Origin of the sequence: Paenibacillus massiliensis subsp. panacisoli DSM 21345 (assembly GCF_000426545.1) — a bacterium.
GTDB classification, from domain to species: domain Bacteria; phylum Bacillota; class Bacilli; order Paenibacillales; family Paenibacillaceae; genus Paenibacillus; species Paenibacillus panacisoli.
Genome location: NZ_AUFO01000011.1, coordinates 290,421 through 313,451 on the forward strand (window position 1 = coordinate 290,421; position 23,031 = coordinate 313,451).

Consider the following 23,031-nt stretch of genomic DNA (forward strand, 5'->3'; position numbering starts at 1 on the left):
CAGAATCAATAATCACATCATTAATACAAAATGCCTTATCACAATCAATAGTAGTGACGTTCTTGAATGGATTCCTGCTTATGTTAGGCATTTCTTTCAAGAAGTGAAACGGGGGTTTGTTAGCAATCATATGTAGGGGTTTATATGTTTGACACTTAATAAACTGTTTCTCTCTGCCTTCCTGAATGCATATGTACATATGAGAGTTCACCGCCAATTCATCACTGATCGTTGGAAAGGGAACTCTCATGGTCACAACATCTGTCTTTCTAATCAACCAATATCACTCCATCTTCAGATATAGTAATGTAGACAGGATTAACGAGTTCTTCTTGTTGGGCAAGCTGTAGGAATACTAGTCTTTGATCATCTGAAAGGATGGAGTAATCTGATTTTTCGATCACAAAACTTTTTCCTAACACTTCCAAAACGACAATTGAATCAATAAATTCTTCTGTATAAGATTCGCAAAATGAATTTATTAAAGACTTATCGTTTTCATTGAAGTCGTTTCTCGAAAGAGGGACATTCTTCTCGTTTTGAAGAATTCTATGTTCTTTCGCTTTCCAGATGTTAAACTCGTGAGTTAAGATGGACAATTCATCTTCTGTCATTGTCCGCACTAAAAAACTTGCGAGTTTGGCCTTCGGAATATCAACATGTTCAGGGCAATCATGAAATAACCTGGTAACATTTTCATCGAATTCATGATAATCATATTTAAAATCGCCAAAAACATCACTAAAAACAGGACCATTTTTATATCCTTTAAGGGAATTGAAATGGGCACTTCCATCTTCAGTTTCACATTGTGCCTCGTAGAAAAATAGAAATTTCTGTAGCTTCAGATCTGAATTGAATTGAATGGGATGATTCTCTTTGAGCCATCCACTAACCGCTCTGTGACGGTAGCTGGAATTGAGCATGGCGTCTCCTCCTAAACAAAAACAAGAATGTGTGTTCTGTTTTTTCGTTTGTCAACCCTATTATCTCATATGCAAGGTCGTGAACGCAAGAACGTTATAATAATGAATTTGTCTAATCTTGGATTTGATTATAGAATTAGGATGATCATATCACCTGTGAATGGTAATTTTTTAGTTATGCATCCACCTGATAACAAACAACCAGCATCAAGTTTCGAACCACTGATCCAAGTAATTCGAGGGAAACGGAGTTATCAGTAGTCTTTTATACCCATGTATATATTTCTGTATTATTTACAAAATGAACCATATGAACTATAATCATACCAACACATACGAAAGCATCGTTGTGCAATCCGAGAGTATCGGTAAAATGAGACCTGCTGGCTTCGGCTTGCAGGTCTATTTTTATTTCTAATGATAAGCAGGTGGATAATTTGGCAGATATCAAACAAATTGAGGATTTATTAAAGGAATCACAATCATTGCCTTTCTTATTCATTGGTTCTGGTGTTTCTAAAAGATACATATCGACGGAAAGTTGGCCAGGTATACTTGATCGCTTTGCACGTATTGTTGATTCGAGTGATTTCGCCTATGAAAAGTATGAAAATAGAGCTCGACAGGCCCTTTTGGAAAGAGATATTCCACAGACTACAAATAATTTAATGACTAAAATGGCGGATTACATTGAGAATGATTTCAATACTCTTTGGTTTGATAGTCAAGATTTTTCAGAACGAAGGGATAAATTTCGAGAAGAAGTTCGTAGTGGGGTAACTCCATTTAAATTAGAATTAGCTGATTATTTCAGAACGATTGACATGGCGACAATCGCTCAGGAATATCAGGATGAAATCGCACTTTTAGGGGAAGTAGGAGTAAATTCCATAGCGGGAGTGCTAACAACTAATTATGATTGTCTAATGGAACACATATTTCCGGAGTACGAGGTATATGTAGGGCAAGAACAGCTAATATTTTCTCCTACATATGGGGTTAATGAAATTTACAAAGTGCATGGGTGTTCAACGCAACCCAACTCTGTGGTAATAAATTCACGCGATTACGAAAATTTTGACAAGAGAAATGCTTATTTGGCTGCAAAATTAATGACTATTTTTGTGGAGCATCCTATTATATTCTTAGGATATTCACTGGATGATGAAAATGTACAAGCTATACTCAAATCTATTGTTGATTGTCTAAGTGATGAAAATTTAAATAAGTTGCGTGATAGGCTTATTTTTGTTGAATGGAAGAAAGGACACGAAACAACTGAAGTGTTTCCATACAGTCGGTCATTTACTAATGGAAAGACTGTAAGCATGACGAAAATTGTAACAGATTCTTACGTTTCTTTATTAAATGTGTTGGTAAGTAACAAAGCCAAGTACTCAACAAGCTTCTATAGAAAAGTAAGAAAAAATATTTATGAGTTGGCCTTAACAGAGGACGGTCATGAAAAAATAAGAGTGTTAGCTTCAACAGATGATAGATTAATGGAAGGTGATGTTGAAATATTAATTGGATTTGGTATCTTTGAACTCGGAAAAAGAGGATACAAAAGCATTTCTTCCGAAGAAGTTTTCAAAGATATTCTCTTCGATGAAGGTAAATTCAACAAGGAATTGTTAATTAACGAGTCTTTACCAGAGCTATTAAAACGTACAAGTGGAAGTTTGCCAGTGTTTAAATATATCAATAATTACTCGCCAGATCTCCCGATAGAGTTTGAAAGGTTTAAGAATTTCAGTTTCAAAAAATTAGAAAATGAAACTATTAGGAAGCACCGAAAAGGAATGATTTATACATCAATAGATGAAATCATTCGTAAAACTCGTAGCAATCTGGGTGCTCAAGTAAGATATATACAGATGCTGACACCAAAACAAATAGAGGTCGAGAGATTGGGTGAATATTGTAGGGAAAGGTTAACTGAAGATCCGCACATACTAAGGAAAAGCAATCTTAGTTCAGGCATTAAAAAATTGATAAGAATGTATGACTTTTTGAAATTTAAAGAATGAAAAAGCGAACCCGGATTCCAGTAAGCAGTTAGACTGCTGACCTCCGATCAGTTCGCTTGGTTGATACATTGAATTTAACATCAAAATTCGAGCAAATCAATAGTCATTTCACCAACTATCAAACGTATTTTTATTTCTTTAATTTAATGGTTAATATTAAACAACAAATTGAAGAAGGGTAGTTCCGATATTTTATTATGTTGGTTATATCGACCTTATGAGCTCTGCTGGCTAACGCTGATGGAGCTTTTTTCTTGTTGCTAAAAGAACTAGTGTTCGCATATAATACAAACAAATGTTCGTAAAATGGAGGGGTTGGAGTTGAAAATTACTGCAGGTTTGAATGTTGAAATAATTTACGAAGACGGGTCCGGCAACATCACGCAGCGTAAAATTGCTGTTCGTGGGGTTCGTGATGGGGTGATCAGGGCGACAGACCTTAACAGCAGCCAGCCCCGGACATTCAAAGTGACCAACATTCTCGCCTGGTCACCTATCAGTCAGACAGCTTAGGAGTTGACGACATGGGAAGAAAACTTGAAGGTAACGGACTCTTTGAAGGATCTCGATTCATTCTGCCGGAGCACGCTGCTCGCATCAGGGAACATTATATAGAAGAAACTCGGAGATCCAAGCCGATCCTGGATGATCAGGAAGTGCAACTGATTGAACAAGCGCTTGTGAATTCGTACAATCGGCGTGTGTCTGTCGAACTGTGGGTATTCGATCCGTTTGATGATGTGAAGCTGAACGGAGTGGTAACCGCACTGAATACTGGCCGTCGTATGGCCAAGCTCCTGCAGAGTGAAGACGATTACCGATGGATTGAGATTGACGACATCCTGGGGGCATATGTTGATATAGATAGTTAAAGCCCAGGGCAGATACCCCGGGCTCTTTTGTGTTATAATTTGGATTGGACAACGGGTGGGGGTCACGGCGCAGCCTTCTGTGAAGGAGGTGATTGACGCCATGACTGCTCTTGGTGCGGTTTATTGGATCTTGAAAGTAATCGCGACGTTGCTAAGCCTGTGGTTTAGCTCTCGTAAGGTTTACCGATGGATACGTAAAAAACGTAACAAGCGCAAAACCCACCGCTAAAGGTTGGCCGCCTACGGTGGGTTTTGCTGTGAGTTAATACAGTGCGCGCCGTGAAGGCACATTTCGTTGTTCAGGGAGAGGATTGCGCCTCTCCTTAGTTCTATCCTTATGTTATCACAACAAAATTATACAGGCAATGCGATTGCCATTTGAGCTCGTTCTTCACAAAAAAATCACGCAAAAAATAACATTCTCTGCGAATATCAGCGAAAATGAGTGAATGAAAAATACTCTTAATTACTTTTATCGTTGAGATTACGCACCCAAACGGTTATCATCGTATACAGGCGAATGTGTTTATAACATAGCTAGTATGAGGCTTTCATGCCAAAACGTATAAAGGACGGTAATGCACATATGATCAGTACAAGCGGCGTAACGCTCCGTTATGGCAAGCGCCCACTTTTTGAGGATGTTAATATCAAATTCACGCCTGGCAACTGTTATGGTCTGATTGGGGCCAACGGTGCTGGTAAATCTACGTTTCTGAAGATTCTCTCTGGCGAGATCGAGGCGAATTCCGGCGAGGTGCACATGACACCTGGCGAGCGTCTGGCCGTGCTGAAGCAGAACCATTATGAATATGATGAGTTCCCGGTGCTGGAGACAGTTATTATGGGACATACACGTCTATATGACATTATGAAGGAAAAGGATGCACTCTATGCGAAGGCTGAATTCTCGGAAGAGGATGGTCTGCGTGCAGGGGAGCTGGAGGGCGAATTCGCCGAGCTGAATGGCTGGGATGCTGAGCCAGATGCCGCTGCCTTGCTGATTGGTCTGGGGATTCCTCGCGATCTGCATGATAAGCAAATGTCTGAGCTGAGCGGTAACGAGAAGGTACGTGTCTTGCTCGCACAAGCGCTCTTCGGTCGTCCGAATAATCTGCTGCTTGACGAGCCTACGAACCATTTGGACCTCGAATCCATTCAATGGTTGGAGAATTTCCTGATGGACTATGAAGGTACCGTTATTGTGGTATCTCACGACCGTCACTTCCTGAATAAAGTATGTACGCATATTGCGGATATTGATTTTGGTAAAATCCAGATGTATGTGGGTAACTATGACTTCTGGTACGAATCCAGTCAGCTCGCGCTGACATTGGCTCGCGACGCCAACAAGAAGAAGGAAGAGAAGATCAAGGAGCTGCAAGCCTTTATCCAACGCTTCTCGGCGAATGCTTCCAAGTCGAAGCAAGCGACTTCCCGTAAGAAGCAGCTCGACAAGATCACGTTGGACGATATTCGTCCATCGAACCGTAAGTATCCGTTCATTAACTTCAAGCCTGAGCGTGAGGCTGGCAAGCAATTGCTGACCGTAGACCGTCTGAGCAAGACCATCGAAGGCGAGCAAGTACTGAATGAATTCAGCATTGTCGTGAATAAAGGCGATAAGATTGCTTTCGTCGGACCGAATGGCTTGCCGAAGACGGCGCTCTTCGAAGTTCTGATGGGTGAGAAGGAAGCAGACGCTGGTGAGTACACCTGGGGTGTGACGACCAGTCAGGCTTATTTCCCGAAGGACAACTCCCAATACTTTGACGAAGTCCAACTGAATCTGGTAGAGTGGCTGCGTCAATATTCCAAGGATCAGGATGAGACCTTCCTGCGTGGCTTCCTGGGACGTATGCTGTTCTCCGGCGAGGAAGCGCTGAAGAAGGCGAGTGTACTGTCTGGTGGCGAGAAGGTGCGCTGTATGCTGGCAAAAATGATGCTTAACGGCGCTAACGTGCTCATCATGGAAGAGCCTACGAACCACTTGGATCTGGAATCCATCACTGCGCTCAATAACGGCTTGATTGATTTCGATGGTACACTGTTATTCACTTCGCATGACCATCAGTTCATTCAGACGATTGCGAACCGCATTGTGGAGATTACACCGAACGGGGTCATCGACCGTGTTATGACGTACGATGAGTACCTGGAGAGCGATGAAGTCAAGCAGCTCCGTGAACGGATGTATCCAGTAGAGGCTAACTAATCGCAGGCTCTCGGTTTGCAACACCCATACACAAGGGCTTCAAGCTATAAATCTAAAGAACCTCAATTTGCTCGATAGGAGCGGGTTGAGGTTCTATTTGTGCTGTAGAGATTAGTGACATTTTCCGATGAAAATGTTAGGTGTGATGATAATCATATACATAATTAGTAATATTTTGTATTTTTTTATTACTTAAGCCTAAGGAGGGATTGTATGCTGAGGAAAAGTAATTTGACTCCTATTTTGCTTCTAGCAGCTATATGCTTATTAGGTTTTGCCACTAGCGTGTCTGCTTACGTAGGGTATGAAACACTAGATATTCCTACTCAAAAACAACAAGATACCCAATGGTGTTGGGCAGCCAACTCTGTCATGGTTATTGATTTTCTAGGTAACGCTCCTACTCAGAGACAATTTGTCAGGTATGTAAAGGGAGAGGTTGTAAACGATACCGGAAGTATATATGAAATTGTTGATGGGTTGGATCATTGGGGAATACATTCAAGAGCAGTGCTGGACTACTTGTCATTTTCAAGAATAGAGAACAGGATTAATAGAGGACAACCCATAATCGCCAGAATAGGATGGACAGGCGGGGGCGGGCACTTTTTTACTATTAGAGGTTATTATGAGAATACTGACACTGATGAACAAGATGTTTATTTTATTGATTCGTTAAAAGATGAGAAAACACACAAAATTCAGAATTATGATAGGTTCGTTAGAAACTCTAACTTCAAATGGACACATTCGGTAGATTATATTTATGTTAACTAAGGGGGGATTGTATTGAAGGCAGGTAAAAGGCTCGTCTTCTGGGCTATAAATATTCTATTGATATCAACGATAGTATGGAGTATACCAGTAGATGCAAAATTCGCTTCGATTGATATACGTGATCAGATCAAACAGGATTTTGAATCTTACATTCCTTCTTTGGAGAAAGATAAGAAAAATTTTGGCATGGATGCGGATGATCAGGCAGACCAAGTGAAACTTGGCGAAGGATATCCTTATTATAAGGTTGCTGTGTCCTTCCTTAAACAATCAGCGGTTGCTGAAGAGGTATATAGTGAAGATATTTTGGAAATGGCGGGGTATAATTTTCCGATTTATCTGAAGGGCCAGTCTGTTGGTGTGGTACATGGTGTTTTGGAGGAAGAGAAATGGATTGTGGATTACATATCGAGCGACTTTTCATTTGAAAGGACCTGGAGGGCGGGGAGAGAAAATTTTGATACTACCCAACCTGTCAAGCTCATAGATGATCCAAGGCTAGGAATTTATGCAATGTCTGGTGTGAAGGATGGCATGGAGCAGGTCGTTTCGATTCAGGCTGATCCTGTGGAGAAATTGGCTCAAAGTTCTGAAAAAAATCTAATGAGCCTTCAGCAATTTGGAGAACAAGCCTATGAGCGGCATCAGGAGATTATATCTGACGATCAAGATGGAACGGGAGGTGGTGCTGGGGGGATAGAAGCCTCAGCTTCACAAGAATCTGCTGTAGAGCCATTCATGTGGGCAGCTATTCTATTGGTGCTCATGATCACTGGGATCATCGTATACAGAAAGGTATACGGGCACAATAGCAACAGATAAGCCTAAAATTTCAATTTCAAATGGACTCATTGAGCAAAAGTATGAAGCTTCTACCTTGGTTTCCTGGTGGGAGCTTCTTCATGCTGATGGTACACTGTTATTCACTTCGCATGACCATCAGTTCATTCAGACAATTGCGAACCGCATTGTGGAGATTACACCGAACGGGGTCATCGACCGTGTTATGACGTACGATGAGTACCTGGAGAGCGATGAAGTCAAGCAGCTGCGTGAACGGATGTATCCAGTAGAGGCTAACTAATTAGTGATCTGAATAGTAAGCTTAAGACCTCAAGTTACTCCTACGAGTAGACTTGAGGTCTTTTTTTGATCTATCTTACCGTAGTTGTGCAATATATTACCGATCAATCTCCTCTGTGCTTAGTTGATGGAATGGCTGCTGCCCCTTTTTGCGTGTGCGTTCAGCTTAAATGAGCATGCAGAGGTAAGGATAGCAAGTAATATAATACTTCCTGCAAATCCACTAATCTGCTCAATACCTGCATATTCGATTACGATCCCGCCGCTTGCAGCACCTAGTGCCATACCCATATTCATTAATGCAGTGTTCAGGCTAAGTATGATCTCGGAGGACCGGGGCTGGAGCGTAATGAGATAGTATTGATTCGCTGGTGTCGTAGTCCATGTAGCTGCTCCCCATAGCAAAAGAATCACGAAAATTATGGGTGTGGAGACAGCCACGGATGTAGATTTCAGAAAGAACAGCGCCGCAGCATGTAATGTCAGACTAATGATGATTGTACGTGCGGGTCCCCAGCGGTCAACTGCATAGCCTCCCAAGCGTGAGCCGATCAGAGCCGCTATTCCGAGGACGAGCAGGGAGGAGCTTATCATTTCCAGTGAAAAGTCCATCAGACTACTTAAGAGGGGAGCGATATATGCGAATACCATAGTGTATCCCAATATCCAGAACACCGTTGTAAGTAGCCCGGTAAGCATGCGTGAATCTCTTAAGAGAAGCCATTGCTCCTGCCATGTAAGCGCTATTGACCCTTCAAGCCCCGAAATGTACTTCTGAAGAAGAACTGCGTTGACGAGTGCAGCGATGGCAAGGAATAGATAGATGTAGCGCCAATCCATATAGACGGACATCAGTGTTCCGAATGGTACTCCAAGCACCAGTGAGATGGAGAAGCCAGTAATGACAGTGGCGATCGCTCTACCTTGTTGTTGTTGGGGAGCGAGACGTGCTGCATAGCTTGTAGCTACAACCGTATATAATCCGCCACTTGCTGCCATGACAATACGGGACAGCATCAGTACTGCAAAGTTCATGCTGAGGAATGCAAGGATGCTCCCTGCAATAAATGCTATAAGGGAGTAGACAAGTACCTTTTTGCGCTCATAGCGTGCGGTTACCATGACAAGCACAAGGGCGCCAACGGCATAAGAGATAGAGTAAATTGTAATGAGTTGCCCCGCGGCCGCAATAGAGATTTGTAAGTCGCTTGCAATCAGCTCAAGGATCCCCGATACGACAAATTCTGCTGTGCCTGTGATAAAGGCTCCTATCGCTAATAGATATATAGCTAGACGATTCAATGACTTCACTCCTTTTGTAGAAATTGCTGCTATGTAGCCTGCTACAACGATTGTATTCATTTTAGCTGACATGTTATCATGAGGGAAATTCATGTTTTTAATGAAGGAGATGAGTAAATACTCATGTCTATAGCGCGTTTCGAGGTTTTTGTACACATTGCTGAGACTCGAAATTTCACCAAAGCAGCAGAGCGACTGAATATGACGCAATCCGCTGTAAGTCATGCTATTGCAAGTCTGGAGAAGGAACTGGGGACGACACTGCTGATTCGCGACCGTAGGAAGGGGGTTATGCTGACGGAAGTGGGGCAGAAGATGCTTGGCCACATGCGAGAAATCTTGTGCCGAATGGAAATGATCCAGCAGGAAGCGGCTCTGGCAGCCAATCTGGAGACGGGGACAGTCCGCATTGGAACATTTGCAAGCGCATCTTCCTGCCTGCTGCCCAAGCTGTTATCCAGGTTTCAGAAGAAGCATCCGCATATTGAATTTCGATTTTATGAAGGCTCTTATGAAGAAATTACAGAGTGGCTGAATACAGGCGTGATTGACATCGGATTTGTGGTAGAGGAGGATTCACCAGTATTGTTCGACTGTGTGCCGCTGATTCAGGACAAGATGGTTCTGGGCTTCTCAGCCGAGCACAGATTTAATGGAAGAACCCAGATTTCCATGAAGGAGCTACAGGACGAGCCCTTTATTATGCCGACAGGCATGTATCAAGCTCATATTCTGGCCATGCTTGAGGAGATGAAGGTGCAGCCGAAGATTCGCTTCGAAGTGTATGATTGTAACACCATCGCCAATATGGTTCAGGAGGGGCTTGGCATTACGATTGGGCCGGAGCTATTTCTGAAGACACAGCAGCATATCCAAGTGGGGTATCTGGATATTACCAGATGGCGTAATGTTGCTCTGGCATGCCCATCACAATCCAGTGCTTCGCCTGCTGCGCGAGCCTTCCTGGCAGTATCTCAGGAGATTTTCCTACAGTCAACGGAAGCATGAAGAAGAAGCTCCTACCTTAACTTCGGTTGGGAGCTTCTTCTTCATGCTAACAGCTGTATGCAAATGTATGCAAAAGTTATACTTTATGATCCGCCGGTACGTCTGCGCTGATTGTTAGGCTTTTTGTTGTTCTGGCTCTTCAATGCCTTGGTCTGATTGCCCTGGAACCCGCCATTTTGTTTTTGGGAAGCGGCCAGCTTCTTCTCGGCCAGCTTCTGTCGAACGGCCTCAGCCAGGTCAATTTTACGGACTTCCTTCTGATTATCGCTCATCCCTGTTCCTCCTGTAATGTCTAAGCTGTATTTCATTTTATACGTTTTTAAAAGGGGGGACAAGGGCAACAATGAATAAAGACTACCATGACGATGCTTGCCGTGTCGGGCCCCACCTATATCGCATGTTCAAGCTGTTCTGAATAGCTTAATCATAAGTATTTGTCTAAGTCGTAGCTACCAACTTTTTGTTTAGAAGGAGTGTACTGCAAGTGACTGATGTGTATGGTGAAATTCGTAAAGGGGAGCGGGGCGCTTGGGTAAGTATTATCTCCTACATTGTGCTCTCGTCTCTGAAAGTGTTCTGCGGATACGTGTTCATGTCCAGTGCACTCCTTGCCGACGGGTTCAACAATATGACGGATATTGTAGCGTCTGTAGCTGTGTTAATTGGTCTGCGCATATCCCAAAAACCACCAGATTCCGATCATACCTACGGGCATTTCCGGGCAGAGACCATAGCGGCCATGATCGCCTCCTTCATTATGGCTCTAGTCGGTATTCAGGTATTGGTGGAGGCGATTCGTTCTATATTTGAAGGAAGCAAGGCACAGCCGAGCATGCTGGCTGCAGTCGTCGCTGTAGTGAGTGCGCTGGCTATGGGAGGGGTATACCTCTACAACCGGAAGCTTGCTCGTGAGATCAAAAGCCAGGCACTCATGGCAGCAGCGAAGGATAATCTATCAGATGCGCTTGTCAGCATAGGAGCGGCCATAGGCATTTTTGCATCCCAATTCGGCTTCCCCTGGATGGACACGGTTGCTGCCATTGTAGTCGGGCTTATGATCTGTTATACGGCATGGGGAATCTTCCGTGATTCAACACACTCGCTAACGGACGGCTTTGATGAGAAGCATTTGTCAGTGCTGCGCGGTACGATCTCCAAAACACCAGGCGTAGAGAGAATTCGAGACGTAAAGGCACGTGTGCATGGCAGTCATGTCATGGTCGATGTGGTGATTGAGGTGGACCCGACGCTGACGCTCATTGAAGGGCATGAGATTAGTGACCAAATTGAAGAGCGCTTGAAGAAATTCCATAATACGATGCATGTACATGTGCATGTGGAGCCTAGAGCGAGTGAGCACATAAGCTCTACCCAGCTCCAACACTAGCATCTCGGCCAAATAACCAACCTGAAATCATACCGGGTCAAGGCACTAGGTAAGGGCAGCTTGTTATCCTGCTGAATGGAGTGCAGACAGGCTGTCTGGGTGCATATAGTAAGCTAAATAGAGTCTCCGCGGACGATCGCGGAGACTCTTCTTTTGCATCCATTGATGATCCCACTGTTCAGATGTGGCAGGCTTTCCGGTTATTTCAGTACTCCATTTCAGTATTTCAGTAGTTCACATCCTGTCGTTTCACTTTTCCTGCAACAGATTAATAACAAGGTAGGTATACGCGGGATGGAAATACCTTCCTGCAACAGATTGAACTGTAATTACCGATATACATAACAGCGGGATACATAAAAAGACAAGTTGATCAGATGGCAGAAGAACATGGGTAATTGGAATCACGTTCTCAATGTATGCGTCGTTTTTTGTGACTTTTGCATCATGCTTATATTCCTTGTGCTTGACTATAATGAGGTCAGATGGGGAGTATTTCACGATATTTGCATGAACTATATACGGAGAAGCATGGTGAGACGGTGATTAGCTAAGTACACGGATGTTCGGCATCCTGCAGCATGTCTTGTCAAGATTCGTGAAGTAATCGGGAGGTTAGGAACAGCATGAACAAACGCGTATGGGGAACACTTGCAGTTGCTGCGGCATTATGGTCAGTTATGGATGTGACTTCAAGCAGTCATGTCTCAGCGGCTGCTGTCACGATCCCGGCAGGGGAGCAGGGAGTCATACAGGCGCCGGTACGGGTACGAATCTCTCCTTCCATGGAAGGGGACACACTGAGCTTTCTGAGTCAGGGCGATAAGGTGACCGTATTGGAAAAGACAGTGAATCAGTGGTATAAGGTCAAGACGGCTGATGGAACCATCGGCTACACGAGCATCTCGGAAAAATACATACTGCCTGTTGGGAAGGCTGGAGTAAGCGTGTCCGGCGCATCTTCCACAGCATCCCGTGCAGTGGCGGTACCAAGTGCGGCAACAAGCACTAATGGAGCATCCTCGGCAACATCTACAGCAGGACAAGCTGTAGCTACCATTCAATCTGCGGTCAACCTGAGAAGTGAGCCTGCCAACACAGGAGCTATTCTCGGATTGCTTAGCCCCGGACAGCAGGTGAAGCTGCTGGACACTAGTAATAAATATTGGTTCAAGATCGCTACTGATGCGGGAGTCACTGGTTATGTAGGAGCTTCGGACAAATTCATCAAAGCAGGAATCGTACCCGTTGCTACCAATGCTAGCTCAGTAAATGTGAACTCCGGCTCAGGGCAGAATGTGGCTGTTCCAGTATTTTCCGCTGCTACCGTACCAGCCTACCAGCCCGTGGTGATGCGGGAGGAAGGAATCTACAGAGGTCGTGATGTAGATACGGCAATTGAGCAGATGATTAGTACGGGAATGACGTATCTGGGGACACCGTATGAGTATGGTTCGGACCGTAATTCGACGGCCACCTTCGATTGCTCTGCATTTACGCAGCGTATTTTTCTGGAAAGCATGGGTCTACTACTTCCGGGAGATTCCAGATCGCAGGGGAACTGGGTTAGACAGAATAGCCAGCCAGTACTGGATATATCGGAGCTGAAGCGAGGGGACCTGGTCTTCTTTCGGGATTATGCGGTTCCAGCAGGAGATGGCCTTATTCAGCCTGATCCGTTCTCGCAGACCATTACCCATGTAGCTGTGTACTTGGGAGATTCGCGCTTGCTTCACACCTTCTCTGTAGCAGCAGGTGGGGTGAAGGTAACAGATTTTAGCCAATCATGGCAGGATCGCTTCCTCTATGGTGGAAGTGTAGTAGATCGGGTGCTCTAATTGCAGCAGCCTTGGTCCTTCGAATTACTTCGGGGCCCGTAACGGGCTTCCGAAGTTTTTTTGGATATAGAATCTATAAGTTTTCAGCGGAGCTGAACCATTCGAACATCCTAGGAAGAACTTCCGCTAAGTGCGGTCTGTCTTCTGTGAAAGTACGTCCAGAGACGTCTTTCTCATCTTCCTCATTGGTGTCGAACCTTTGTTTCGGGCTAACACCCAGAGGGTAACTAGAATATACATAATGGAGAGCACGCCCAGATTGGAAAGAGAGGTTACGTCATGTTAATGGAAATTAGTGTTTTTATTATTGCTTTGGCTTTTGTAGTGCTGGTGCTGTATTTGGTCAAGACCTTAAAAGCCGCGCAGGGCTCCCTGGACCGGGTATCCGTTACCTTGGAAGAGGTACAGAAGACGGTAGATGAGCTAAGCTACGAGGTCAAGCAGACGATTCGTCATGCGAATGGCATTACAGCGGATGTAGAGCAAAAGATGAAGAAGATCGACCCTGTCATTACATCCGTGGAGAATCTGGGCGAGGTACTTAGTGAGCTGACCTCTGCGGCCAAGCAGGCGTCTGCTACATTGATGAATCGATTTCAAAAGCCCAAGCAAAAAGATGTAGCCTCTACAGCTATAGTGCCGCCACAACCTCCTGTTCCTGAGAGCCAACCATTACCCCAGGATCGCGTCATCGGAGGAGAACCCCGAAAAGCAGGCCCTGAATGGTTAACGTACGTAGATATTGCTGCTGGTGTGTGGCAAAAAATGCGACGTTAGCAGGGTAGCGGCGGTGTGACGGTGCTCAGAACCATCATTCCATTGAAAGGGTGAGATACGATGATACAACTACTTCTTTGGATAGGTTTGCTTTCTCCCTTTTCCGCTCAGGAAACGGTTCAGGCTACGGCTCCGCCGTATGCAGCCGGAAAAATAACACACGCTGTGGACGTTCGTGGTACAAGTGTAACTGATGCAGTCTATGAGGAACGCTTTGAGACGTTAAATGATATTTCCCTTGATGATCGGACAGAGGATGTTCTACAGAAGAAAGGCCAGCCGCTTCGTACGCATGAGGACCTTATTCTGCGCTCTACTGAATATCATTATGAGGATGTGGTCGTCGGCGTTCGGGATGGTTACGTCAATTACGTACATGTGGACAGTAGCTCTGTGCGCGTGAAGGTGAATGACCGCTGGCTGCCACTGGACCGCAGCACGCTGGATCATGAGCTGGGAGGTGCTCAGTTCACTGCAGAGGATGGAGAGGTATACATTCGGGGGCATCATGCCATCAAGGTATACACGGATCAAGACAGCGGGGAATTAAAGGCTGTTGAATTGTTTGACGAAACCTCATCACCTTGACGTTTCAGAATGAGATGGACGGGTTAATGTTACAACGTGAGGATGCACCGCCAGGGTCATCCAAGCAAGTATCTTACATCCATCCCTGAAGTGGGATGAAATATACGAGATACTGAATTTTGTAACAGGGAGAGTGAGAAAAATGAATTCAACGAATGCTCAAGCTTATGCAAAAGTGGTGGAGAATGGAGTTCAAGCGGTAGAGACAGTCAAGGAGCTGCGCAACGCTGGCTACCGTTATGAGGATGTATACGTGCTGGCTCATAGTCAGGATCGTACGGATCGCATTGCAGACACCGTAGATGCGAATGAGATTGGCATCAAGGAAGAAGGCGTTTTTGACTCTCTGGCGAATCTGTTCCGTTCTCGTGGTGATGAGCTGCGTGCCAAAATCGTCTCGATGGGCTTCCAGCAATCAGAGGCTGAATTTTACGAAAAAGAACTGGATCTTGGCAAGGTGCTCGTCATCGCCAAGGCCAAGCCATAATATGTTGCGACCGCATTCTTCACTGTTGCTGGGTACGGTCGATAACTGAAAAACATAGATAAGGAATGGGATTCCAGCAATCCCATTCCTTATCTATGTTTTTCATATTTAAACCTACAGGATCAGAAGTTATAGTTATATATAGAACTCCAACCAGATATAAAGGAGACATCCATGAAAATTCTAATCGTCGATGATAATCCAACGAACGTAATCATTATCCGTGAAATATTGAAGAAGGAAAATTACAGAAACATCGTCTCCGCCAGTTCAGCCAAGGAAATGCTGGAGCGACTGGGAATAGGTGATCGTACCTTGGATATTAGGCCAGTTGCTTCGGACATTGACCTGATTCTGCTGGATATGATGATGCCGGAGATGGATGGCATTGAGGCTTGTGGCATCGTGCAGCAATATGAGCATTTGAAGGATATTCCTATTATTATGGTTACTGCTGTTGGCGACTCTAAGAAGCTGGCCGAAGCGCTGGATGCGGGAGCAACAGATTATGTCACCAAGCCGATCAACAAGGTAGAGCTGATGGCCCGTATTCGGCTGGCTCTACGTCTGAAGCTGGAGAAGGACTGGCACAAGGAGCGTGATCAACGAATTCAGGATGAGCTGAAGCTGGCCTCTCTGGTGCAGCAGGCAGTGTTGAGTCCGGCAATCAAGGATCCCGTTCTGCAAGCCCACGCCATCTATCAGCCTTCATTTGAGCTGGCGGGAGACCTCTATTCCTGGTATTCGCTCGGAGAAGGAAGATATTGTGTCATCCTGTTGGACATGATGGGACACGGCATTTCTTCCTCTTTATTTTGCATGTTCATCGCAGCAGTTCTCAAGGATACCGTAACCACGTATGTGGAGCCGGAGAGGGTGATTCAGGAGCTGAATCGACGCTTTGGCCAGCTTGATCTGGGTAGACAGCTCGTTCAGTACTATTTCACGGCCATCTACATGGTCATTGATACGCGTTCCAAGAAGATCGATTATGTGAATGCAGGGCATCCGCCTGGCCTGATGTTCCGCAACGATGGCACCGTGCTTCAGCTGAGTAGTGGAGCAAGTCCGGTTGGCTTGTTCGACCAGATCGAGGTAGAGACACGGACCATCCAATATGAGGATGGGGAGCGTATTGCTCTCTATACAGATGGTCTGCTAGAGATCGTTCAGGGTGAGCACGAAGAGCAGCTTGAGTTCCTAATTGATCAGCTACGGGACCGAGTGGAATGGGATGAGGACGCGATGCGTAAGGCCTTCATTCAGCAGGAATCGCCGAGCACACACGATGATGATAAATGCCTGGTATGGATATCATTGAAAGAAGGAGCGAGCTTGGCATGAAAATTAGAAATAAGCTGCTCATTGGCTTCAGCCTGCTAATGGGCATCATTATAGCGCTTACGGTCATCAGCTATGACAGGCTGGGGAGCATGAACGAGCAGTTGAACAAGGTATATGAGGAGCGATACATCAAGGTGAGGCAGACGGCTGCACTTCGCTCCCAGGTCAACGAAAAAGCCAAGATCATGGCTAACCAGCTCCTGAATCCTGGGATATCCGTGGAGGACAGCATAAGAGAGCTTGCGCAGGTTGCCACTATTGGCGGTGATTTGCTTACCCGTATGCAGGAAGGAAATTCGAATGCTGAGGAAGACCGATTGATGCGGGAGGTAGTGAGATCGTGGCAGGAGTTCAACAGCTACGAGGAGCGCTTGATGAATCTGCTCTCCCAGGATCGGATGGACGAAGCGAATGCCCTGCGTAACAGTACAGGTCTACCGGCACAAAGCGATGCTCTGGACAGTATTAATAACCTATCACGTTATCAGGATAGTGCTGTCGATGAGGAAATGGCCGTATCCAGGCAGATGTTCTCGGAGGCCATACAGACAACTACCCTGATTATGGCTGCAGGTCTGCTGCTGTCACTCGGCATTATTCTGTGGGTGCTTCCAAGCATTACCCGTGGTCTGAATACATTATCCATGATGATCTCTGGCTTCGGCAAAAGCCGATTCAAAGCGATTGGCCGGATGAAGGTCACCACGACCGATGAGATCGGGCAGGTGGCTCTGGTCTTCCAGGAGATGGCTGAGGACCTGGAGGAGAAGCGCCAGTTAGAGCAGTCGATCATTCAATCGCAGAAGGATCAGACATGGCTGAGTGCCAATACGGCCAGAGTGACGGAGCTACTGCGTGGCATCAATTCTCCCGAACAGATTGCACAGACGTTCATCAGCGAGTTCACTCCAATTCTTGGGGCGAGCTATGGCTCCATCTATCTTCTTAATGAAGAGAAAGGGCCCGACAAGCTCTTCCTTAGCGGTAGCTATGCCCGTAATGCTGAGGATCACCATACCAAGGAGACGTTCTTCATTGGTGAGGGGTTGCTCGGTCAGAGCGCATTGGACCAGAAGCCGATTCTGCTGGAGAAGGCTCCGAACGGTTATCTGACGATCAGCTCAGCCCTTGGCTCAACAGAGCCGACAGGGGTTATAATCTATCCGATTATGTTTGAGGAGGAGCTCATTGGTGTCGTTGAGATGGCCTCTCTGGGATCGTTCTCGGCACTTGAGCAGGACTTGATGGATCGACTGGTGTCGAGTCTTGGAATTATTCTGAACAATATTCACCGTAGAATGCGTGTCGAGCAGCTGCTGCGCGAATCGCAGGCTCTCACCGAGGAGCTACAATGCCAGTCCGAGGAGCTACAGACTCAGCAGGAGGAGCTTCGTCGCTCTAATGAGAATCTGGAGCAGCAGACAGAAGAGCTGAAGCGTTCCGAGGAGATGCTGCAGAGACAGCAAGAGGAGCTTGAACATTTCAATACCGAGCTGATGTCCAAGACCAGAGCGCTGGAGGAGCAGGTGCGTGAGGTGGAGGAGAAGAATCTTGAGATCGAGAAGGCTCGTGCTCAGCTGGAGCAGCAGGCCATGCAGCTTGCGGTTACGAGCAAATACAAGTCGGAGTTCCTGGCGAATATGTCGCATGAGCTGCGAACACCGCTCAACAGCTTGCTGATCCTATCTCAACTGTTAGCCGAGAATAAGGATGGCAATCTGAGTAGCAAACAAAAGGAATATGCGCAGACCATTTATATGTCTGGCTCGGACTTGCTCAAGATGATCGATGAAATTCTGGATCTGTCCAAGGTCGATGCAGGGAAAATGGACATTAACTATGAGACGGTCAGCCTGAAGGGGCTTCAAAAATTCGTCGAGCAGAATTTTGGTCCTATGGCGGCCAAGAAGGAGCTTCAGCTGATTACCGAAGCCGATAGTGAACTGCCTACAGCCATTATGAGTGATAGCTATCGCGTGAAGCAGATCTTACGAAATCTGCTCTCTAACGCCTTTAAGTTCACAAGCACAGGCTCTATCACCTTCTCCATTTCACCTGCAGCAGCGGAGCAATTGCCTTCTTATTTGAATGAGAATCAGGCTTATCTTGCTTTATCTGTAGAAGATACGGGCATCGGTATTGCACCGGATAAGACGGACCTGATCTTCGAGGCCTTTCAGCAGGTAGATGGTACGACAAGTCGTAAATACGGGGGAACCGGGCTTGGTCTGTCTATCAGTCGTGAGCTGTCCCGCTTGCTGGGTGGTGGCATTGAGCTGACCTCTGAGCAAGGGAAAGGAAGCTGCTTCACCCTCTTCCTGCCTGCGGACCCTGCACAGACCTCTGGCTATACCCAAATGGAGCATAGTCAGGATCAGCATTACAAGGCTAGACAGGAGGTGGCCCCGATCGCGGAGCACAGAGCAGATACTCGCTCAAGCTTAGCTGTCTCTCCAACATCGCCTGCTGCATCAACGAATATGAGTAAGACGGCGGTGTCGGAGCCACTGAATGATGATCGTGAGAACATTCAAGCGACAGATCAGGTGCTGCTGATTATCGAGGATGATGAGAAATTCGCGCAGATCCTTATGGAGATGGCTAGAAGTCGTGGTTACAAGGCTCTGGTTGCTCTACAGGGGGATGCTGGGCTTGATATGGCGAGAACCTACCTGCCCAATGCCATCATTCTGGATATTCAGCTGCCTGTCATGGACGGCTGGGCCATCCTGGGCGAGCTAAAGGCATCCTCTGCCACGAGACATATTCCTGTGCATGTCATCTCGGTCGTCGATGATGTAAAGCAGGGACTTATGATGGGAGCTATTGCGTATCTGAAGAAGCCTTCCTCCAAGGAAAGTCTGGATCGTGCGTTCGCCCAAATCTCCTCTTACACACAGAGCACGGTGAAGAAGCTCATGATTGTGGAGGACGATGATGTGCAGCGGCAATCCATTATTGAACTGATCGGTCACGACGATGTTGCCATCACAGCTGTATCCACGGGCAAGGAGGCTCTGGAGGAGCTGAACAGACAGCATTACGACTGCATGGTGCTGGATCTGATGCTCAGCGATATGACGGGCTTCGATCTGCTTGATCGGATCCGGGATGACGAGAAGCTGAATGATCTGCCGATTATCATTTATACGGGCAAGGAGCTTGATAACAAGGAAGAGATGCAGCTGCGAAAATATGCGGAGTCCATCATTATCAAGGATGTCAAATCTCCGGAGCGACTGCTCGATGAGACAACATTGTTCCTTCACCGTGTGGAAGCCAACCTTCCGGAGGATAAGCGGAGAATTCTACAAAAGCTGTACAACAAGGAAGAACTGTTCGAGGGCAAAAACATCCTGCTAGTGGATGATGATATCCGCAATGTCTTCGCGCTGTCGAGCGTGCTGGAAGGCTACCGCATGAATGTCACCTTTGCAGAGAACGGCAAAGAAGCCCTTCAGCTTCTTGAGAACAATAGCAATTACGATCTGGTATTGATGGATATGATGATGCCGGAGATGGATGGCTATGAGGCGATGACTCGCATTCGCCAGATGCCTCAATTCGAGAAGCTACCGATTATTGCCTTAACGGCCAAGGCTATGAAGGATGATCGGGCGAAGTGCATTGAAGCAGGTGCGTCAGACTATGTCAAAAAGCCAATCCAAACGGATCAGCTTTTATCCCTGATGCGTGTCTGGTTGTATTCGTAGACCGAAAATTGGGGTAAATAAAGGTTAACGTAGACTGATGAACTGGAGAGATAGTATGACCTCGAATGAACTAAGTGCTGGAGCCAAGCTGGCAACGAATCATGACGAACGTGAACTGATAGAGATTGAATTGCTGTTAAGCGGAATTCATCGGCTGTATGGGTATGATTTCAGAAATTATGCCCTGCCTTCTTTGAAACGGCGTATTTATTACAGTATCCAATCTGAGAATGTGAATTCAATCTCGGGCCTCCAGGAAAAGGTGCTCCACGATCGCTCTTGCTTTGAGCGCCTGGTACAGAGCCTCTCCATTCCCGTGACCGAAATGTATCGTGATCCGGACTTGTTCAGGACGTTTCGCGAAAAGATTATTCCAATCCTGCGCACGTATCCTTACATTCGCATCTGGCATGCAGGGTGCTCGACCGGGGAAGAAGTCTATTCAATGGCGATTATGCTGTATGAGGAAGGGCTGTACGACAAGGCCCGCATCTACGCTACGGATATGAATTCCCGTTCACTGACACAGGCCAAAGAAGGGATATACGGGATTGACCGCATGAAGACGTACACAAAAAATTATATGGAGGCTGGAGGAAGCCAGTCTTTTTCGGAATACTATAGTGCTAAGTACAATTCAGTAATATTCCACCCTTTTTTGCGTAAAAATATTATCTTTGCCGAGCACAACCTGGCAACGGATCGTTCCTTTAATGAGTTTAATGTCATTTTCTGCCGCAATGTCATGATCTATTTTAATGATGAGCTACGCAATCATGTTCATGGCTTGTTTTACGAAAGCTTAAGTCGATTTGGCGTACTGGTCCTGGGCTCTAAGGAATCAATTCACTTTACGGATTATACGGATCATTACGAGCCCCTGGATCGATCGGAGAAAATATACCGGAAGATTAAATAGAGACGCTTAGGAGGGTCCCATGGGTTTGCATGAGCCGATACACATTCTATTAGTCGATGATCGCCCCGAGAATTTACTTGCTCTTGAGGCGGTGCTTGAGAGTGAGCAATATCATCTTGTCAAGGCTACGTCTGGCGAAGAAGCGCTGCGATGTTTGTTAAAGGACGAATTTGCCGTCATTGTGCTGGATGTGCAAATGCCTGGTCTCGATGGCATTGAGACCGCCAAATTGATCAAGGCCAGAGAGAAGACGAAGGATATCCCGATTATCTTCATCTCGGCCAATAGCAAGGAAGCGGAGCATCTATTCGCGGGCTATTCTGCTGGTGGTATCGACTATATGGTCAAGCCGTTCATTCCCCAGATCCTGAAGTCCAAGATTGAAGCGTTTGTCCACATGTATCAGACGAATAATCGGCTCAAGACTCAATCGGCGCTCCTGCATCAGAAGACTCAGGAGCTGGAACGGATAAATTATGAGCTGGTCGTGGCCAAGGAGGCGGCAGAGATTGCCGTCAAGGCCAAGACCGAATTCCTGGCCATGATGAGCCATGAGATTCGTACACCGATGAATGGTGTCATTGGAATGATAGATCTGCTAATGGAGACCGAGCTCAAGGGAGAGCAGCGTGAATACGCCGAGATTATTCGTCGCAGCTCGGATGCACTCGTGGCAGTAATTAATGACATACTGGACTTTACCAAGCTGGAATCTGGCAAGCTAGAGCTGGAGGAGCACCCTTTTGACCTAGATTCCTGTATCAAGGAGGTATTCAGCCTGTTCACGGTTGAAATCGGCAAGAAGCAGCTGGATCTTCAGTACCGTATTGATGACCACATCCCTCCATTGCTATATGGAGACATGGCTCGCTTGCGTCAGGTATTGATCAATCTGATCTCAAATAGCGTGAAGTTCACGGATCAAGGCTACGTAAAGCTACATGCCTCCTTGCGTGAAATAGAAAAGGATAACGTCTTGTTGGAATTCTCTGTACAGGATACAGGCGTTGGAATTCTCTGTACAGGATACAGGCGTTGGAATTGACCCAGCTAAGGCAGATCGGTTATTTCAGCCGTTCTCCCAACTGGATTCTTCGATGACTCGTAAATACGGCGGAACGGGACTCGGATTGGCTATATGCAAAACCCTAGTGAAGATGATGGGCGGCGATATTCATGTGGATACAACCGTCCAGGAGGGGGCACATTTTAAATTTACGGTGAAAATGAAGAAGGCTCACAGCCAGACAGATACCTCCAAGGAGAATGAGGAATTGGAGCACCTGGCAGGAGAGGAAGCCTCCGTCAGACCAGCGGCTCCGGTATTAGTCGTGGATGACCATCCCATTAATCAGAAGCTGATGGTCAGTATCTTAGGTCGTCTTGGCATGAAGGCGGATGTGGCTATGGACGGGCAACAGGCTCTGGATAAGGCGCTGTCTGCTCAATATAGCTATATTTTCATGGATCTTCACATGCCTGTGATGGATGGTCTGGAATGCACCAGACAAATCAGGGATCAACTCCAATCTTCCATTCAACCAGCGATTATCGCCATGACAGCAAATGTAATGGAGGGCACACAGACGTTGTGCCTGTCGGCAGGGATGAACGACTACATCAGTAAGCCAGTCAAAATGAGCAGCGTCAAGCAGATGCTACTTCGCCACACGGTCGATGAACGAAGCTTAAGAAATATTGAACATATACATGAGGCCTAGTTCCTGAATTTGGCATATGCAATGCAGCGTTAGATTGTTTCGAT

General features: G+C 46.1%; 18 protein-coding genes and 2 pseudogenes. 17 read left to right on the plus strand and 3 right to left on the minus strand.

What is annotated here, in order from left to right; genetic code table 11:
• Positions 1–269: 269 nt before the first annotated feature.
• Positions 270–926: a hypothetical protein gene (locus K331_RS0111140; RefSeq protein ID WP_028590370.1), complete on the minus strand. Its 657-nt coding sequence runs from the start codon at positions 924–926 to the stop codon at positions 270–272.
• Between the two features lie 437 nt (positions 927–1,363).
• On the opposite strand from K331_RS0111140, the gene K331_RS29375 reads away from it, so the two are divergent.
• From K331_RS29375 to K331_RS0111180, 7 genes and pseudogenes are all read left to right on the plus strand, one after another.
• Entirely contained in the window at positions 1,364–2,956 is a 1,593-nt protein-coding gene (locus K331_RS29375) for an SIR2 family protein (RefSeq protein ID WP_028590371.1), read from the plus strand.
• A gap of 321 nt (positions 2,957–3,277) precedes the next feature.
• On the plus strand, positions 3,278–3,469 hold the full coding sequence (locus K331_RS0111150) for a hypothetical protein (protein ID WP_226383580.1): 192 nt from the start codon (positions 3,278–3,280) through the stop codon (positions 3,467–3,469).
• Positions 3,470–3,480: 11 nt separating this feature from the next.
• Positions 3,481–3,828 carry a YolD-like family protein gene (locus K331_RS0111155; RefSeq protein WP_028590373.1) on the plus strand — a complete coding sequence of 116 codons (348 nt, stop codon included), beginning with the start codon at positions 3,481–3,483 and terminating at the stop codon, positions 3,826–3,828.
• A 586-nt stretch (positions 3,829–4,414) separates the two neighbouring features.
• Positions 4,415–6,043 carry an ABC-F family ATP-binding cassette domain-containing protein gene (locus K331_RS0111165; RefSeq protein WP_028590374.1) on the plus strand — a complete coding sequence of 543 codons (1,629 nt, stop codon included), beginning with the start codon at positions 4,415–4,417 and terminating at the stop codon, positions 6,041–6,043.
• A gap of 213 nt (positions 6,044–6,256) precedes the next feature.
• A complete protein-coding gene (locus K331_RS30955; RefSeq protein ID WP_028590375.1) occupies positions 6,257–6,820 on the plus strand; it encodes a papain-like cysteine protease family protein in 564 nt (187 codons plus the stop codon).
• A gap of 12 nt (positions 6,821–6,832) precedes the next feature.
• Positions 6,833–7,642, plus strand: coding sequence for a hypothetical protein (locus K331_RS0111175; protein WP_028590376.1), 810 nt, complete (start codon positions 6,833–6,835; stop codon positions 7,640–7,642).
• Positions 7,643–7,715: 73 nt separating this feature from the next.
• Positions 7,716–7,904, plus strand: a pseudogene (locus tag K331_RS0111180) (ABC transporter ATP-binding protein); the annotation flags it as partial.
• Between the two features lie 119 nt (positions 7,905–8,023).
• Here the strand turns inward: K331_RS0111180 and K331_RS0111185 are convergent.
• Positions 8,024–9,205, minus strand: a complete 1,182-nt coding sequence (locus tag K331_RS0111185; protein ID WP_028590378.1) for an MFS transporter — start codon at positions 9,203–9,205, stop codon at positions 8,024–8,026.
• Between the two features lie 123 nt (positions 9,206–9,328).
• Here K331_RS0111185 and K331_RS0111190 point away from each other — a divergent pair, with 123 nt between their 5' ends.
• Positions 9,329–10,213 (plus strand): LysR family transcriptional regulator, encoded by an 885-nt coding sequence (locus K331_RS0111190; protein WP_028590379.1) that lies wholly within the window; start codon positions 9,329–9,331, stop codon positions 10,211–10,213.
• A gap of 83 nt (positions 10,214–10,296) precedes the next feature.
• On the opposite strand, the gene K331_RS0111195 is transcribed toward K331_RS0111190, so the two are convergent.
• Positions 10,297–10,485 (minus strand): hypothetical protein, encoded by a 189-nt coding sequence (locus K331_RS0111195; protein ID WP_018887308.1) that lies wholly within the window; start codon positions 10,483–10,485, stop codon positions 10,297–10,299.
• 212 nt (positions 10,486–10,697) lie between these two features.
• Here K331_RS0111195 and K331_RS0111200 point away from each other — a divergent pair, with 212 nt between their 5' ends.
• The 9 genes and pseudogenes from K331_RS0111200 (at position 10,698) to K331_RS29385 (ending at position 22,987) form a co-directional block, all read left to right on the plus strand.
• Positions 10,698–11,600 (plus strand): cation diffusion facilitator family transporter, encoded by a 903-nt coding sequence (locus K331_RS0111200; RefSeq protein ID WP_028590380.1) that lies wholly within the window; start codon positions 10,698–10,700, stop codon positions 11,598–11,600.
• 626 nt (positions 11,601–12,226) lie between these two features.
• Complete coding sequence (locus tag K331_RS0111205; protein ID WP_028590381.1) at positions 12,227–13,438, plus strand: C40 family peptidase; 1,212 nt, start codon at positions 12,227–12,229, stop codon at positions 13,436–13,438.
• Between the two features lie 279 nt (positions 13,439–13,717).
• Positions 13,718–14,215: a DUF948 domain-containing protein gene (locus tag K331_RS0111210; protein WP_025677909.1), complete on the plus strand. Its 498-nt coding sequence runs from the start codon at positions 13,718–13,720 to the stop codon at positions 14,213–14,215.
• A gap of 60 nt (positions 14,216–14,275) precedes the next feature.
• On the plus strand, positions 14,276–14,803 hold the full coding sequence (locus tag K331_RS0111215; protein ID WP_025677907.1) for a hypothetical protein: 528 nt from the start codon (positions 14,276–14,278) through the stop codon (positions 14,801–14,803).
• A gap of 142 nt (positions 14,804–14,945) precedes the next feature.
• The gene (locus K331_RS0111220; protein ID WP_018887313.1) at positions 14,946–15,290 is read left to right on the plus strand and encodes a general stress protein; all 345 of its coding nucleotides are present in this window, start codon (positions 14,946–14,948) and stop codon (positions 15,288–15,290) included.
• A gap of 174 nt (positions 15,291–15,464) precedes the next feature.
• Positions 15,465–16,634, plus strand: coding sequence for a SpoIIE family protein phosphatase (locus tag K331_RS0111225; protein WP_025677904.1), 1,170 nt, complete (start codon positions 15,465–15,467; stop codon positions 16,632–16,634).
• Entirely contained in the window at positions 16,631–20,347 is a 3,717-nt protein-coding gene (locus K331_RS0111230) for a response regulator (protein WP_028590382.1), read from the plus strand. Before K331_RS0111225 ends, K331_RS0111230 begins: the two co-directional genes overlap by 4 nt.
• Before the next feature lie 55 nt (positions 20,348–20,402).
• A complete protein-coding gene (locus tag K331_RS0111235; protein ID WP_025677899.1) occupies positions 20,403–21,266 on the plus strand; it encodes a CheR family methyltransferase in 864 nt (287 codons plus the stop codon).
• 19 nt (positions 21,267–21,285) lie between these two features.
• Positions 21,286–22,987: pseudogene (locus K331_RS29385) on the plus strand (response regulator).
• Positions 22,988–23,031 lie beyond the last annotated feature (44 nt).